This is a genomic window from Amycolatopsis nigrescens CSC17Ta-90, assembly GCF_000384315.1.
Lineage (GTDB): Bacteria > Actinomycetota > Actinomycetes > Mycobacteriales > Pseudonocardiaceae > Amycolatopsis > Amycolatopsis nigrescens.
The window spans coordinates 2,144,513-2,159,536 of record NZ_ARVW01000001.1 but is presented as its reverse complement, the minus strand read 5'-3'; the positions used below and the strand labels follow the sequence as shown (position 1 = coordinate 2,159,536).

Below are 15,024 nucleotides of genomic sequence, written 5' to 3'. Positions count from 1 at the left end.
GCCCGATAGCCTAAGCCTGTGCGACGACCGTCCCAACAGGTACTCGACATCGTCGGCACGGTGGTAAGGCTGGGCCTTGCCACGGTGTGGCTGATCTCGGGCACGATCAAGGCGAGCAATCCCGGGCAGACCTATATCGCGGTGCAGGCCTACGACGTGCTGCCGGAGGGCCTGGTCCGGCCACTGGCGATCGCGATGCCGCTGCTCGAGCTGGTGCTCGGGGTGTTCGTGCTGGCCGGGCTGGCCACCAGGATCGCGGCCGGGCTGTCGGTGCTGGTGCTGGTGGCGTTCATCGCCGCGATCGCGCAGTCCTGGGCGCGCGGGCTGACCATCGACTGCGGCTGCTTCGGCGGCGGCGGTCAGGTGGAGGCAGGGCAGACCCAGTACCCGCGCGAGATCGCGGTGGACGTGGGTTACCTGCTGCTCGCCGGCTGGCTGTTGTGGCGGCCGCGCACACTGTTCTCCGTCGACGGCTGGTTCGGCAGGGGACGCGGGAACTCGTCGGAGCCCGTGGACGACTACTCCGGCGAACCAGAAAGGACTTGATTCAGGTGGGTGGAGCACAACGCAACGCACGGAAGCGCCGGCAGCAGCAGGCTGCGTCGGCCGGCGCCAAGGCGGTGGCACAGGCCAGGGGCGGCGGGATCGACAAGAAGATGGTCGCCGTGGTGGTCGGGATCGTGTTGCTCGCGGCGGCGGTGATCGCCGGGGTGCTGCTCACCAACGCCTCGAAGAACGAGACCCAGGGCCAGCAGATCGCGCCCCAGTCCGGTCACGGTCTCGCCCAGGGCGTTGTCGAGCAGCGTGAAGGCGTGGTCGTGGTGACCGGCAAGCCGGAGGCGAAGACCACGATCGACCTGTATGCGGACTTCCTCTGCCCGGCCTGCGGCAACATGCAGAAACGGGACAGCGCCAAGATCGAAGAGAAGATCAACGCCGGTGAGCTGAAGGTGCGCTACCACATGGTGCCGATGCTGGTGAACGCTTCGGACCCGGCCGGCTATTCGCTGGACTCGGCGAACGCGGCGCTGGCCGCGGCGGACGCCGGCAAGTTCACCGCCTTCCACGACAGCCTTTTCAACGCGCAGCCGGAAGAGGGCAAGCGCGGCTACGACAAGGCGCAGTTGATCGAGCTCGGCAAGGGCGTCGGCATCACCGACCCGAACTTCGCCACCAGCGTCAACAACGGCGTCTACAACCAGCAGCTGGAAGACGAGTTCGTGAAGACCCAGCAGGACCCGAACTTCAAGGGCACCCCGACGGTGACCGCGAACGGTCAGCGGGTGGAGGTCGGCGACCCGGCCTGGCTGGACAATCTGCTCGCCACCAACAAGGGCTGATGATCTTGGGATAGCCTGCGCGGTGGGAAACGGAAGGCCGCAGGGTGGCGGAGATGGATTTCGACAAGGTCAGCGGCAAGGCGGCCACGCCGGACGGTGCGATCAGCGTCGAAGTCAACCCCGGCGGCATGCTCACCGAGGTCAAGCTCACCCCGCTCGCGCTGCGCAGCGGGTCCGAGGCGATCGCCGCGGAGATCATGCGGCTGGCGCAGCGGGCGACGAGGCGGGCCGGCGACCGGATGTACCAGACGCTGGCCCCGGTGCTCGGGCCGAACGGGGACAAGCACCTCAAGTCACTGGGCTACGAGCCGATTCCGGAAGATGACGAGGACGCGCCCTCGGATCCCGGCTACGGCGGAAGGTGAGCGGGGGCGATGGACGCCCCCCAGGAGGCGCTTTCGAAGGTGCAGGGCGTGCTGGCCGCCGCCTCCGGCACCGCGCGTGACCTGGACAACACGATCGAGGTGACCGTCGACGCCCGCGGCAAGCTGCTGAACCTCTGGCTCGCACCCACCGCGGTCAACTGGGGTCCCGCCCGCCTCGGTGAGCTGATCGTCGAGGTCGCCAAGGTCGCCCTGCGGGAGGCCACCCAGACCAGCTACAAGAAGGTCGCGTTGCTGCTCGGCGAGGATCTGGCCGACGCCATCGAACAGCTCCCCGGCATGCCGGCCCCGTCCCGCTCCGACCGCTGACCCCGCCCCCCTGCATCGAACGCCAGGAAGCCGTCATGTAAAGTCTTGAACCACGAGATGCGGAGTTCGCTTCGCGTTCGGGGCTATGGCGCAGCTGGTAGCGCACCTCACTGGCAGTGAGGGGGTCAGGGGTTCGAGTCCCCTTAGCTCCACCGTCTTCACGATCGCCCGGCACTGCGGTTTCCGCAGGTCGGGCGTTATTTTTCGGAATGACAAACATTGCTCCAGTCGGGTCACTCGCCTGGGTGGTTGTGCGAAGGTTTCTGGCACCGTTCTGTCGCGTGTAGTCGCTTCAAGTTCGACGGTGCACCGTTGGTGTGCGTGGCACAAAGCGTTGGTCAGGAAGGTTTCCCACTCCCACGGGCCCATGGTGAGGACGTTGTAGGAGTCCTGGACGAACCGCAGCGAGGTCAGCTCCGCCCAGTTGCCGGTCGAAGGTCACGTTGGTCGAATCGTCCCACGCTTCGAGTTGCATGCCGGGGTCCAGGTGCGCGATCTTGGCGCGGTCCAGGGCGCTGCGGCCTCGTCGACCGGGTCGGCGCCGTGTCGGTGAACCAGACCGAGCAACCGGTTGACCTGCCGCATTTTGGTTCAGGGCAACGGATGTTCCAGTAGCGCGGCGGGGCAGGCGGCGATGTGATCACCGTGACCCGCGGCGCGGTGCGGCAGGGTCTCGAGGTCGCGCATCGCATGGGCGGCCAGCTCACTAGGCAGATCGGCCGCGTCGGTGTGTCGCCGACCGGGCTCTCGGTGCGGATGCACCTTGATCAACTGGCCATCGTTGCGGGCCAGGACCCGTTGCCCGACAAGGTCACCGGGCACCGATCCGGAGCCACTTTTGGGCCGGGTGCCCAGTCAGCCACAGCCGCAGAACCTCTTTGATCCCGATCACCGACGACGGGCCTGTCGTGGTCGCGGCGGTTAGAGAGCATCGTCTGGAGCATGCCTCACTGCCTCGGAAGCGCCCGCCGCGTGGGCGCGGAACCGGCGGCCCGGGAGTGCGGCGAGACCTGCCAACGCCGCCGCGTAGCAGAGTCCGGCAACCACGATGCAGCTGATGGTGAGCGCGTCGAGGAACGAGTCCTGGGCTGCCGCGAGCAGCGGGGGGTGGGCTCCGGCTGCGGAGAAGGCCACGGGCACCGATTCCGCTGCCTCGCCTCCATGGCCGGTAGCGGCGAATGCACTGTCGAGCAGGCGTGAGGAGAACACCGAGGAGAAGACCGAGCCGATCACGGCCACGCCGAGCGTGGAGCCGAGTTCGCGGGTCGCGTCGTTGACCGCCGAGCCGACTCCGGCCCGGGACGGGGGGAGCACCAGCATGATCGACTCGGTGGCTGGGGTGGAGATCAGGCCCATTCCGAGGCCCATGAGTACCATCTGCGGCACGATGGTCGACCAGTAGTCGGTGTCGACCTCGACACTGCCAGCGATCCAGGCCATCGCGGTGCCGAACGAAATCAGGCCGGTCACCACGACCGATCTTGTGCCCACCCGCGGTGCGAGGAGCCCGCCGGCAACGGAGGCTACGGCGATCGAGAGGGCCACCGGCAGGATCCGGGTGCCGGTCGAGAGCGGGCCGAATCCACGCACCACCTGGAAGTACTGGGTGATCAGGAAGATGAAACCGGCGAGCGCGAAGAAGGTCACCGCTACCGCAGCGCTGGCGGCGCTGAAGCGGCGGTCGGTGAACAGCCGGATGTCGAGCATCGGATGCTCGGTCGCGCGCTCGATCGCCACGAATATCGCGACCAGCAGGGCCGAGCCGGCGAAGCCGAGCAGGGTCGCCGTGCTGTCCCAGCCGCGCTCGGGTCCTTCGATCACGGTGTAGGTCAGCAGCCCGAGGAAGCCGATCGAGATTCCCAGGCCGCGTAGATCGAGCCGCGGCACCGACGGGTCACGCGACTCGGGCACCAGCACGAACCCGAGGACGGCGGCCACCAAGGCGAGCGGGGCGAGTGCCAGGAAGACGCTGCCCCAGTAGAAGTGCTCCAAGAGCAGCCCGCCGGTCACCGGACCAGAGGCCACGCCCACGCCCACAACCGCGCCCCAACCGCCGAGAGCCGCCGCGCGCTGCCGGCGCCCGCGGAAGGTGTTGGAGATGATCGACAGGGTCGTCGGGAAGATCAGCGCGGCGAACACGCCCATGCCGAACCTGGCGAGGATCAGTGCGCCCGCACTGTCGACCAGCGCTCCGGCCACCGATGTGGCCGCGAACCCGAGCAGACCGAGCAGCAGGGCGGGGCGTCGTCCGTAGCGATCAGAAAGGCCGCCCGCGGCCAAAACCAGCGCGGTGAAAGCCAGGTTGTATCCGTCGACAACCCACTGCAGACCACGCGTCCCGGCACTGAGTTCCGTGGCGATGCTCGGCAACGCGACGTTCACGATCGTGACGTCGAGGTTGATCGCGAGCGTCGCGGCATACACCGCGACCAGGATGCCGACCTTGCGCCCCGTGGTCAGATCCGATGTGAGGCTCAGAGACGTTGCGCGCATGTCCTGGTCTTACCGCTTGAAGTTTGAAAAAGTCAAGTGTCCACTCTTGAATATCAAGCTACGCACGGCTAGGTTTGGGCCATGCGTTCCTACGGTCACTACTGCGCGGTCGCGAAGGCTCTGGATGTGGTCGGCGACCGCTGGACACTCCTGGTGGTCCGTGAGCTTCTCCTCCAGGGCGGATGCCGCCACGCCGACCTGATGGCCGGGCTGCCCGGAATCGCCACCAACCTGCTCGGCGACCGGCTGCGCAAGCTCGAAGCGAACGGGCTCGTGAAACGGGAAGCGGCGGCCCCTCCGGTGGCCACAACCCTCTACCACCTGACCGACGCCGGCAGAGACCTGCAACCGGTCCTGCGGGCTCTTGGCTTCTTCGGCGCGAGGTACATGCCCAACCCGACCGGCGACGAAGAGATCCGCAGCCACTGGGTGGCGTTCCCGGTCGCGGAGCTGGAACTCCTCGAGGATGCCGAACCCGACGGGCCACCGGTCGTCATCGAGATCCGAGTCGGCGACAGGCCCACTTTCATCGAGTTGAGCCACGGCGAGTTGCGAGCGACGTTCAGCGCTGCCCGATCGCCCGACCTCGCGCTGGAAGGCCCCGCACCGCTTGTCCTCGGCGTGCTCACCGGGCAGCTCAAGCTGACCCAGGCTCGCCAACTGGGGTTACACACCGAGGGGTCGACGGCCCCGTTGCGGCGACTCCGCTACCTCGTCCCCGTAACCGAATCGGAGATCAAGGCATGACGACGCAACAGCCCGCAGGTGAACGTCCATCGTGGGTCGACGACGAGCTGTTCCCCTTCACGAGCCGCTTCGTCGACATCGACGGGCACACCATCCACTACGTCGACGAAGGATCGGGCCCGACGCTGCTGCTACTGCACGGCAACCCGACTTGGTCGTTCGAGTACCGCGACGTCATCCGAACCCTGCGGGAGGAGTTCCGGTGTATCGCCCTCGACTACCCCGGCTTCGGGCTGTCCTCGCCCCGCCCCGGCTACCGGTACCTGCCCGAAGAGCACGCCCAGGTCGTCACCGCCTTCGTCGATAGCCTGGCCTTGAGCGGCATCACCCTGGTTGCCCATGACTGGGGCGGCCCCATCGGCCTCGCCACCGTCCAGCAGCGGCACGCCGCTTTCGAGGGCCTGGTGCTGGCCAACACCTGGGCCTGGCCGATCCGGGACCTCCACATCAAGGCTATCTCCCACCTGTTCGGCAACCCCCTGGGGCGTGTGCTGGTCAGGCGACTAAACCTGTTCGTCAACGCGATGATCCCGGTCGGATACGGGCGGCGTAAGCCGACCGCCGCCGAAATGGCCCACTACCGAAAGCCGCCCACCATCCCAGACGCGTCGGCCGTACTTCCCGGGCGAATCACCGCCAGCCGCGACTTCCTCGCCGACATCGAGGTCAGGCTCCCCGACCTCGCGTCGCTCCCGACGCTCATCGTGTGGGGCGACGCCGACTTTGCCTTCCGGGCCAAGGAACGACGGCGTTGGGAGCAGACCTTCGCCGACCACCACACCGTCATCATCGAAGGCGCCGGTCACTTCGTGCAGTCCGACGCTCCCGAGGAGTTCGCGGCGGCGATCGGCGGCTGGCGGTTCGCGCCCGGCGGGCAGCGCACACCCCCGGCACACGGGAATACGGAGTCGTAATGGCCTACGACATGCACCTGGCCGACCGCGTCCGGGAGCTGCTGGTGGACAGCTCGCCGGTGACCGAACAGAAGATGTTCGGAGGACTCGCCTTCCTCATCGCCGGCAAGATCGCAGTGGCCGCAAGCAGCCAAGGTGGCCTCATGGTGCGGGTCGATCCCGCACGCGCCGACCGTCTCCTCGCGACCACCAACGCGCAGCCGATGGAGATGAAAGGTCGAACGATCCAGGGCTGGCTACACATCGACGGCGACGACCTGCGCACCGAGCACCAACTCGACCAATGGATCGCCGTGGGCACAGCCACCGCCAGAAGCGTTCCCGCCAAGACCAATCGATGACGAACACACCAGGTCCCCGGCGAGGCCAAGACCCACCTCGCGTTCCAGGACGCCGAGACACGTAGGCGAGAGGCGCCTCGCAAAGGCCCGATGACCCGCCTCATACTCGCGGTCGCGATGTCCTGCAGATGCAGCGAAAAGTAAGCCATCGACCTGAACCGCCGCCACGGCCTCGCGGATCACCGATAAAGTCGTCGGTCAGCGACCGGGTGCGGCGGGAAAACGGTGTGGTTAACCTGGGGAGCTGCTCGACGAACGTCACCGCCGCGCAACATCACCGTCGAGGTCGACCGACGCCACGCGAACCGACGCCAGATGCGGGAACAGCACTTCAAACTAGCTCCGCTGTTGCATGATCGTGTAGGGGATACGAGAGGGCGCGGCTCCGGCCGTGCCGATGTCGAATGTCGGTGAAATCCCGACGTCGTTCAGGTGTTCGGGTAGGCCATGTCGGTGAATGTTGGCACCTACTGAGGCGCTGTCACCAGTCCCGTTTCGTAGGCGAGGATCACGAGTTGGACGCGGTCGCGGGCGTGGAGTTTGGCCAGCAGCCGGGTCATGTAGGTCTTGGCGGTGGCGACGCTGATGGACAGTTCGTGGGCGATCTCGGTGTTGGACAGGCCTTTGCCGACCAGGGTCAGCACTTCGCGTTCGCGGTCGGTGATGCCGGTGGGCTGTGCCTGTCGTGCCTGTGGTGGGGGCGTTGGTGTGGGACGGTTGACGAATTCGGTGATCAGTCGGCGGGTGACGTTGGGTGCGATCAGGGCGTCTCCGGTGGCGACGGTGCGTATCGCGGTGAGGATGTCGTCCAGGGCCATGGCTTTGACGAGGAAGCCGGACGCGCCGGCGTGGAGCGCGCCGTAGACGTATTCGTCGTCGTCGAAGGTGGTCAGAACGACTACCCGGGTGACGTCGGTGCCTGTGGTGATTCGTCGGGTGGCCTCGATGCCGTCCATGCCGGGCATGCGGATGTCCATCACCACGACGTCGGGGGCGAGTTCCGTGGTCAGCCGGACCGCTTCGGCGCCGTCCGCGGCCTCGCCGACGACCTCGACGTCGGTGGCGTCGGTGATCACCATGTCCAGTGCGGTGCGGACCAGGGGCTGGTCGTCGGCGAGCACGACGCGGATGGTCATCCGGCCTCCGCTGGTATCGGCAGCCGGGCGGTGACCAGGAAGCCCGCCGCCGGATGTGGTCCGGCGGTGAGGTCACCGTGCAGCAGAGCGACCCGCTCACGCATGCCGGCCAGCCCGTAGCCGGTGCCGTCACCGGCTCCGGTGCCGTTCCCGTGGTCGCGGATCTCGATGGCGATTTCGCCTGCGCGGTAGTCGATGCTCACCTGGCAGGAGTCGGTGCCGGAGTGTCTTACTGTGTTGGTTACCGATTCCTGGATGATCCGGAACGCCGCCAGGTCGATGTCTGTGGGCAGCGGGCGGCGTGTGCCCTTCCACCGGACCTGCACGTGGACATGCGACGACACCGTGGTCGTCGAGGCGAGCCGTTCGACGTCGGCCAGCCCGGCCGCCGGTCGCAACGGAGCGGGGTCGGTCTCGCGGAGTGCGCCGAGCAGGTGCTGCAGCCCGGACAGGGTGTCGCGGCCTGTCTTCTCCACGGTGCGCATCGCCTCACGGGCCCGGGCTGGCTGGGTCTCGGCGACCCGGACCGCGGCGCCGGCTTGCAGGGCGATGATGCCGATGCTGTGGGCGACCGTGTCGTGCATCTCGCGGGCGATGCGCAACCGTTCGGCGGTGACCGCCTGCGCGGCGGCCTGATCGTGCAGTTGCCGGGTGTGGGCCCTGGCCTGGGACACCGAGTTGCCGATGAGCCAGGCGATGACCACGGTCAGAGCCAAGTACGCCTCGGGGGCGCTGCCGACGTCACCCCGCATGATGAGGTAACCGGCGAGCACGCCGAGCGTCCCGGCCGCCGCGGGGAGCGAGCCGCGCCGGGGCCGGGTGGCGGCGACATAGCAGAGGGCGAAATCGGTTGCCAGGAACTGGATGGGCGGGATCCCGTCCTGCCGCCAGGCCAGTGTGGACACGACAGTGGCGGCGACCACCAGTACGTACGCCGCCATCGTGCTGCGGCGCAGCAGTGCGCTGCCGGCCAGGGCCAGCGCGGCGGCGAGGACGAGCAGCGCTCGGGCTTGGAACGAGCCAAGGCCGTTGCTGGGATAGCTGAGCGAGTACTCGTGCCGCGACGGCAGCACGACGTACTCCACGATCGGCGCCACCGCCGCCGCGAACCACGCCAGCGCCGCCCACAGGCCCGGCGGAATGCGCTTGACCAGCGGCAGACGGGGCGAGGCGGGCATGTCGCGATCGTAAGGTGTGCTCGTGACCGGGGCATCGGTCCGTGGTTGTACAACCAGGGCTTTCACCGGCCCGGCGAAGTGTCAGCGACGGTCCGACGACGGGCGGGCCCACTGACCTGCACCGTTGTCGCCGTGATCGAAGTCAACGAACTCACCAAGCGCTATGGCGGCGCCACGGCCGTCAACAACCTGACCTTCACCGTGCGGCCCGGTCAGGTGACCGGGTTCCTCGGACCCAACGGCGCAGGCAAGAGCACCACGCTGCGCATGATCCTCGGCCTGCACGCGCCCACCAGCGGCACGGTCACCGTCGACGGCCGCCCCTTCCGGGACCGGTCTCGCGGCCTGCGTCACGTCGGTTCGCTCCTGGACGCACAGGATGTGCACGGCGGGTACACCGCTACGGCGCAGCTGTCCGCCCTGGCACGTAGCAACCGCATCCCGCGACGCCGGGTGGCGGAGGTACTGCGAGAGGTTGGTCTCGCCGCGGCTGCCCGCCGCCGTGTCGGCGGGTTCTCCCTCGGCATGAAACAGCGGCTGGGTATCGCCGCTGCGTTGCTCGGTGACCCACCGGTACTGCTGTTCGACGAACCGCTCAACGGCCTGGATCCCGAGGGCGTGAGATGGGTGCGCGACCTGTTCCGGCGACTGGCTGCCGAGGGCCGCACCGTGTTCGTCTCCAGCCATCTGATGTCGGAGATGGCACACACCGCCGACCAACTCGTCGTCATCGGTCGTGGCGAGCTGATCGCCGCCGAGAGCCTGGCGCGGTTCTCGGCCCGCGGTACCCGGCGAAACGTCACCGTCGCCACACCCGCCGCGACCGTTCTGCGGGATCTGCTGGCTGCCGAAGGCGCGGTGGTCCACAGCGAAGGCGACCTGCTCACCGTGACCGGCTTGACCGCGCCCCGGGTCAGTGAGATCGCCCAGCAGCACCGCATCCCGCTGCACCGCCTCGACACCCAGTCCGCCTCGTTGGAAGAGGCGTTCATGGAACTCACCGCCGACAGCATCCAATACCCCGCGGGAGAACCCCGATGACCACGACCAACACCACCCCGGCGGACGTCGCCACCGAACCCCGCGCCCGCTTCCGCGATCTGGTCGCCGCGGAGTGGATCAAGCTCCGGTCCCTGCGCTCGACCTGGATCGCCTACGGGACCACCGCTCTGGCCGTCATCGGGTTGAACGCCGCCATCGCCTACGACACCTACAGCCACTGGCAACAGCAGACCGCCGCCGGCCGGGCCGACTTCGTCCGGGACGAAATTCCACTGCTGGAAGCGTTCACCGCCAATTCCGCCCTGATCATGATGCTCGCCATCGGCACCCTCGGCGCCCTCACGATCATCGGCGAATACAGCACCGGCACCATCCGCCCGACCCTCGCCGCCGTGCCGGCCCGCCGCTCGGTGATGGCCGCCAAAGTAACCGTCGCCACTGCGGTCACGACCGTCTTCGGCGCGTTCGTCGCGACGGCCTCGTTCGGCCTGACCCAGGCGATCCTCAACGGTCGGGGCCTGGGCGTCTCCCTCGCACACCCCGGCGCCGTGCGGGTCGTGCTGGCATCCGCCCTCCTCGCGCCGGTCTGCGCGCTCACCGGCATGGCGCTCGGCGCCGTCATCCGACGCACCGCGGCCACCATGACCGCCTCTGCCGCGCTCCTCGTCCTGGTACCTCTCTTGCTCTCCGACGGACGCTACTGGTCGGCAGTCGCCGCGCACGCCACGCCCCACCACGCCTGGCTCCGACTCGTGACACCCCACCCAAACCCAACCCAGTTCCCCTGGACCACCACCGGCGCCTGGACCGTCTACGCGGTGTGGACACTCGCCGCGGCCGCCCTCGCCATCACCAGCCCGCACCGACGCGACCAATAACCCCGACGGGACGACAAGGGAGAGACTCATGAAACACAGATCACTGGCCGGTGTCATGACAGCGGTCTTGGCCGGCGCCTTGTTCACCGCGCCCGCCCGGGCGGACGCGGTGCCGACACCGTCGCCCTCGGTCACCCTGCGACTGCCCGCGCCTGGCGGCGACCATCCGATCGGCATGGCCACGCTACATCTCGAGGACCACAAGCGTGCTGACCCGTGGGTGCCCGACGAACACCGGGAACTGATGGTCTCCCTCTGGTATCCGGCCAGGAAGCCCTCAGACACGCCCTCGAGGTACATGACCGCCGCCGAGTCCACGATGTATCTCGAGGCCAACGACATTCCCGTGCCGTCGGATGTGCTGAGCACCGTGGTCACCCACGCCACCGTCGGCGCCAAACCCGTACGAACCCATGCCAAGCGTCCTCTGGTCCTGCTCTCCCCGGGCTTCGGCCTGCCTCGCGCAACGCTCAGCGGGCTCGCCGAAGAGCTGGCCAGCCGCGGCTACATCGTCGCCGGGATCGGCCACAACTACGAGGCGGACGGCATCACGTTCCCGGACGGGCACACCACCAGCTGCGTAACATGCGCAAACCGCGATCATGCCAAGGTCGGGGCCGTCCGTGCCGCGGACGTGTCCTTTGTGCTCGACCAGCTCACCGAAAGATCCAAGGCATGGCGGTATGGGGATCTGATCGACACGGACCGCATCGCCATGGTCGGTCACTCCGCAGGCGGCTACAGCACGATCCCGGCCATGCTGTCGGATCGGCGCATCAAGGCGGCGGTCAACATGGACGGCAACTTCCGCTACCCCAACGACACACCCGTCAACCGGCCGATGCTGATGCTGGGCAAGCCCAGTCACGTGCCCGGCGGACTCGACCCGACCTGGGACGAGACCTGGAGCGAACTGACCGGCTGGAAACGATGGCTGAGTGTCGACAGCGTGGAGCACCTCTCCTTCACCGACATGGCGCCGTTGGCCGAACAATTCGACATCCCGATCCAAGACCTCGACGGCGAACGGTGCGACGCCATCATCCGCGCTTACATCACCGCCCTCGTCGACAGGCATCTACGCGGACGGAACGAGCCGCTGCTGGACAGACCATCAGCGCAGTACCCGGAGGTCAGGTTCCACCAGCCGTAACCTTCAGCAAGCGCCGGGATCGCCACCAACTGGGACTGGCGGACGGGTCATGCCCGGAGCCCTTCGCCTCCGCTGCGGATTCCGCGCGGTCTTCATCCACCCGACCAGAACGTCCACTTCAGATCCGGTCGCGCGCCCCCAATCAACTAGCTGGTGTATTCACGAAAGGTCCGTACGCCGGTACCGGAATTCGGTGTGTGGCTAGCCGCCGGTGATCTGATCGTGGAATCGCGGCGTGATTGCCGAGGTGGGCACCAGGCCCCAGCCTTCCAGTGCTTTTCGGACCTGTTCCGCCGCGTCGATGTTGAGTGGTCCGGAGGTCCACAGTGCATAGGGCAGGTTGAGGAAACGGCCGGCGGTGACCGCGGGCAGCTCGTTAATGCCCGCGCGGGACTTGAGTTGGGCGACCTTGTCCTGGAAGGACTGCGGCGGGTAGTCGACGAAAACGAACGCGTCGGGCCTGGCGGCGGCGACTCGCTCCCAGGACACCTTCGTCCAGGTGTCTTCGACGTCCTCGAGCGCGTTGTGGCCGCCAGCGTCAGAGATTATCGCCTGCGGTGCGCCGAAGCGTCCGCTGGAGTACACCGTGTCGCTCGCGCTGTCGAAAAGGAAGACCGTCGGCGCCGTCGCCGGGCGTGGGGCGGCCCGCAGCGCCGCCAGCCGCTGGTCCAAGTCGGCGGTGACGGTCCGCGCCTGCTCGGTGTGGCCGGTGATGGTGCCGAGGTTGCGCAGATCCTCGCGCAGCGCCTGCCACGGTTCGACGATCCCGCGTGCGGACTGCCCGTTCTCCTGGCGGCAGCTTTCGGTCAGCACGTACGGCGCGATACCTTGCGCGCGAAGGGAATCCGGGGTGACGCGGGTTTCCTCGCCGTAGCCGTAGTTCCAGCCGGCGAGCATCACGTCCGGCCGCTGGGCGAGCACGGTCTCCCGCGACGGGTACTCCGGTGCGACCACCTTCAGCGCGTCCACCACAGTGCCGTAGTGCCGCCGCAGGGTATCCGCGTCGCGCTGCAGGCTGGACACCGCGACCACCTTGTCCTGTGCCTGCAGTGCCAGCGTCATCGAGATCAGGTTGCCGTCGTTGACGAACAGCCGTTGCGCCGGCGCGGGGAACTGCGCGGGCGCGCCGCAGTTGGTGATGGTGACGGTCGCCCCGGCCGGTGCCGTGCCGTCACCGGATCCGCAGGCGGTGAGCGTTGCCGTCATGGCGATGGCGGTCAGGGTGTGGATGCGTCGTCGCACGGTGTCTCCTCGGGAACGGCCGGTGGCTTGGGGGTGATCAGCAGGTGGGTCTCGCCGGTGACGGGATGGGTGACCGGTACCGCGTCCACGCCGAAGACGTCGCCGACGACGCCGGGCGCGAGCGCGTCCCGTGGCGCGGCGGGCGCGCGTGCCCGGCCCTCGTGCAGCACCAGCACCCGGTCGCAGGTGGTCGCGGCCAGCGCGAGATCGTGCAGCGCGAGCACCACCGTGCGGCCGAGTCCGCGCACCAGCTCCATCAGCCGCAGCTGGTGGCTCACGTCGAGGTGGTTGGTCGGCTCGTCGAGCAGCAGCAGTGGCGTCCGCTGCGCCAGGCCGCGGGCGAGCAGCACCCGGCGCCGCTCGCCACCGGAAAGCCGGTCCACCGGGCGGTCCGCCATACCGGCCAGGTCCACCGCGGCCAGCGCCTTGGCGACCGCGTCACGCTCGCGACGGCCGCCACCCGCCCAAGGCGGTCGGTAGGGGGTGAGGCCGAGTGCGACCAGCTCACCGGCGAGCAGGTCCGACGGCAGCTCCTCCTCCTGGCCGACCATGGCCACCAGCCGGGCGCGACGGCGGGCGCCGAGCAGGTGCAGTGGCTCGCCGTCCAGCAGCACCCGCCCCGCCGCAGGCCGCCGGATCCCGGCGAGCACGCGCAGCAAGGTGGACTTGCCGGAGCCGTTCGGGCCGACGATCCCGATCGTCTCGCCGCGGGTCACGCCGAACTCGACAGCGCTGACGATGGTGCGCCCGCCGATGGCGCAGGCGAGCCCTTCGGCACGCAAGTGCGGTGTCATGACTCACCCCCGAAGCGGTAGCGGCGGCGGCCGAGCAGCACCAGGAAAATCGGCGCCCCGATCAGTCCGGACACCACGCTGAGCGGGACCTCCGTCGGCCGCACCAGCACCCGGGTGGCCACGTCGACCCACAGCAGGAAAAGCCCGCCGCACAAGGCCGTCACCGGCAGCATCGCGCGATGACGGGCGCCGACCAGCAGCCGTGCCACGTGCGGCACCACCAGCCCGACGAAACCGATCCCGCCGGACACTGCGACCAGCACGCCGACCAGGACCGCGAGCAGCACGAACACCGCGGTCCGCACCGCGCGCACCGGCACCCCGAGCGCGGCCGCGGTGTCCTGGCCGGTGGCGAGCGCGTCCAGCCAGCCGCTGCCGGCGAGCATCGCGGCGCCGACGGCCAGCACGGTGACCGACGGCAGCGCGAGCTGGTCCCAGCCCGCCCCGGCCAGGCTGCCGAGCAACCAGAACAACACGGACTGCGCCGCGGCCGGGTCCGGGCTGCGGAACACCAGATAGCTCGCCACCGCGGAGAAGGCCGAGCCGAGCACGGTGCCGGTGAGCACCAGCCGCAACGGGGTCAGCCCGCCCTGCGCGGTGGCGATGGCGAACACCAGCACGGACGCGGCGAGCGCGCCGGTGAGCGCCCCCGCGGACAGCGCCCACATCCCGGCGCCGGCGAACAGTCCCGAGGTGATCACCGCCGTCGCGCCGACGCTGGCGCCGGAGGACACGCCCAGCAGGTAGGGATCGGCGAGCGGGTTGCGCACCAGCGTCTGCATCCCGGTGCCGGCGATGGCCAGCCCGGCGCCGACCACCACGGCCAGCAGCGCGCGGGGCACCCGCAGCTGCCAGACGATGGTGTCGTACGCGAGGTCGGCCTGCCCGCCCCCGGTCAGCCGGTGGGTCAGCGCGTCGGCGACCACCCCCGCGGGCAGCGACTCGGCGCCGAACGCGGTGGACAGCACGACGCTGGGCAGCAGCACGGCGACGAGCAGCAGGATGGCCAGCGGGGTGCGGATTCGGTGCGCGCTCCGGCAGACCGCGGTCACCGTGGTAATGCGGCGTGGGCGAACGGCGCTGGGATACAGAGCACTGGCGACCTCCTCGGGCT

17 protein-coding genes and 1 tRNA gene are annotated in these 15,024 nt (G+C 68.8%); 12 read left to right on the top strand and 6 right to left on the bottom strand.

Annotated features, from left to right (window positions below; all coding sequences use genetic code 11):
• The first annotated feature begins 18 nt into the window (after positions 1–18).
• From AMYNI_RS0109905 to AMYNI_RS0109880, 6 genes are all read left to right on the top strand, one after another.
• Entirely contained in the window at positions 19–546 is a 528-nt protein-coding gene (locus tag AMYNI_RS0109905; RefSeq protein ID WP_026360243.1) for a MauE/DoxX family redox-associated membrane protein, read from the top strand.
• Between the two features lie 5 nt (positions 547–551).
• The gene (locus tag AMYNI_RS0109900; RefSeq protein WP_020667848.1) at positions 552–1,340 is read left to right on the top strand and encodes a DsbA family protein; all 789 of its coding nucleotides are present in this window, start codon (positions 552–554) and stop codon (positions 1,338–1,340) included.
• Positions 1,341–1,393: 53 nt separating this feature from the next.
• A complete protein-coding gene (locus AMYNI_RS44290; protein ID WP_157357316.1) occupies positions 1,394–1,705 on the top strand; it encodes a YbaB/EbfC family nucleoid-associated protein in 312 nt (103 codons plus the stop codon).
• A gap of 9 nt (positions 1,706–1,714) precedes the next feature.
• Entirely contained in the window at positions 1,715–2,032 is a 318-nt protein-coding gene (locus AMYNI_RS44285) for a YbaB/EbfC family nucleoid-associated protein (protein WP_020667846.1), read from the top strand.
• A gap of 79 nt (positions 2,033–2,111) precedes the next feature.
• Positions 2,112–2,184: transfer RNA gene (locus AMYNI_RS0109885), tRNA-Ala, on the top strand.
• Positions 2,185–2,668: 484 nt separating this feature from the next.
• Positions 2,669–2,914, top strand: a complete 246-nt coding sequence (locus AMYNI_RS0109880) for a hypothetical protein (RefSeq protein WP_020667845.1) — start codon at positions 2,669–2,671, stop codon at positions 2,912–2,914.
• A 39-nt stretch (positions 2,915–2,953) separates the two neighbouring features.
• Here AMYNI_RS0109880 and AMYNI_RS0109875 read toward each other — a convergent pair whose 3' ends face one another.
• Entirely contained in the window at positions 2,954–4,525 is a 1,572-nt protein-coding gene (locus tag AMYNI_RS0109875) for an MFS transporter (protein WP_020667844.1), read from the bottom strand.
• Between the two features lie 81 nt (positions 4,526–4,606).
• Here AMYNI_RS0109875 and AMYNI_RS0109870 point away from each other — a divergent pair, with 81 nt between their 5' ends.
• From AMYNI_RS0109870 to AMYNI_RS0109860, 3 genes are read left to right on the top strand one after another with little or no spacing between them, the layout of a single operon-like run.
• A complete protein-coding gene (locus AMYNI_RS0109870; protein ID WP_020667843.1) occupies positions 4,607–5,272 on the top strand; it encodes a winged helix-turn-helix transcriptional regulator in 666 nt (221 codons plus the stop codon).
• Positions 5,269–6,186 carry an alpha/beta fold hydrolase gene (locus tag AMYNI_RS0109865; RefSeq protein ID WP_020667842.1) on the top strand — a complete coding sequence of 306 codons (918 nt, stop codon included), beginning with the start codon at positions 5,269–5,271 and terminating at the stop codon, positions 6,184–6,186. The genes AMYNI_RS0109870 and AMYNI_RS0109865 overlap by 4 nt, the downstream gene beginning before the upstream one ends.
• Positions 6,186–6,527: a TfoX/Sxy family protein gene (locus AMYNI_RS0109860; RefSeq protein ID WP_020667841.1), complete on the top strand. Its 342-nt coding sequence runs from the start codon at positions 6,186–6,188 to the stop codon at positions 6,525–6,527. The genes AMYNI_RS0109865 and AMYNI_RS0109860 overlap by 1 nt, the downstream gene beginning before the upstream one ends.
• 467 nt (positions 6,528–6,994) lie before the next feature.
• Here AMYNI_RS0109860 and AMYNI_RS0109855 read toward each other — a convergent pair whose 3' ends face one another.
• Both AMYNI_RS0109855 and AMYNI_RS0109850 read right to left on the bottom strand, forming a co-directional pair.
• On the bottom strand, positions 6,995–7,663 hold the full coding sequence (locus tag AMYNI_RS0109855; protein WP_020667840.1) for a response regulator transcription factor: 669 nt from the start codon (positions 7,661–7,663) through the stop codon (positions 6,995–6,997).
• Entirely contained in the window at positions 7,660–8,841 is a 1,182-nt protein-coding gene (locus AMYNI_RS0109850; RefSeq protein WP_020667839.1) for a sensor histidine kinase, read from the bottom strand. The genes AMYNI_RS0109855 and AMYNI_RS0109850 overlap by 4 nt, the downstream gene beginning before the upstream one ends.
• A gap of 132 nt (positions 8,842–8,973) precedes the next feature.
• Here AMYNI_RS0109850 and AMYNI_RS0109845 point away from each other — a divergent pair, with 132 nt between their 5' ends.
• Genes AMYNI_RS0109845 through AMYNI_RS44280 form a run of 3 tightly spaced genes read left to right on the top strand, consistent with a single transcriptional unit; the run spans position 8,974 to position 11,874 of the window.
• Positions 8,974–9,882 carry an ABC transporter ATP-binding protein gene (locus AMYNI_RS0109845; protein WP_020667838.1) on the top strand — a complete coding sequence of 303 codons (909 nt, stop codon included), beginning with the start codon at positions 8,974–8,976 and terminating at the stop codon, positions 9,880–9,882.
• Positions 9,879–10,721 carry an ABC transporter permease gene (locus tag AMYNI_RS0109840; protein ID WP_020667837.1) on the top strand — a complete coding sequence of 281 codons (843 nt, stop codon included), beginning with the start codon at positions 9,879–9,881 and terminating at the stop codon, positions 10,719–10,721. The genes AMYNI_RS0109845 and AMYNI_RS0109840 overlap by 4 nt, the downstream gene beginning before the upstream one ends.
• A gap of 28 nt (positions 10,722–10,749) precedes the next feature.
• Positions 10,750–11,874 carry an alpha/beta hydrolase family protein gene (locus AMYNI_RS44280; protein WP_245573909.1) on the top strand — a complete coding sequence of 375 codons (1,125 nt, stop codon included), beginning with the start codon at positions 10,750–10,752 and terminating at the stop codon, positions 11,872–11,874.
• Between the two features lie 201 nt (positions 11,875–12,075).
• On the opposite strand, the gene AMYNI_RS0109830 is transcribed toward AMYNI_RS44280, so the two are convergent.
• Genes AMYNI_RS0109830 through AMYNI_RS0109820 form a run of 3 tightly spaced genes read right to left on the bottom strand, consistent with a single transcriptional unit; the run spans position 12,076 to position 14,962 of the window.
• Positions 12,076–13,116: an ABC transporter substrate-binding protein gene (locus tag AMYNI_RS0109830; RefSeq protein ID WP_020667835.1), complete on the bottom strand. Its 1,041-nt coding sequence runs from the start codon at positions 13,114–13,116 to the stop codon at positions 12,076–12,078.
• On the bottom strand, positions 13,092–13,910 hold the full coding sequence (locus tag AMYNI_RS0109825; protein WP_020667834.1) for an ABC transporter ATP-binding protein: 819 nt from the start codon (positions 13,908–13,910) through the stop codon (positions 13,092–13,094). Before AMYNI_RS0109825 ends, AMYNI_RS0109830 begins: the two co-directional genes overlap by 25 nt.
• Complete coding sequence (locus AMYNI_RS0109820) at positions 13,907–14,962, bottom strand: FecCD family ABC transporter permease (RefSeq protein WP_020667833.1); 1,056 nt, start codon at positions 14,960–14,962, stop codon at positions 13,907–13,909. Before AMYNI_RS0109820 ends, AMYNI_RS0109825 begins: the two co-directional genes overlap by 4 nt.
• Between the last annotated feature and the right edge of the window lie 62 nt (positions 14,963–15,024).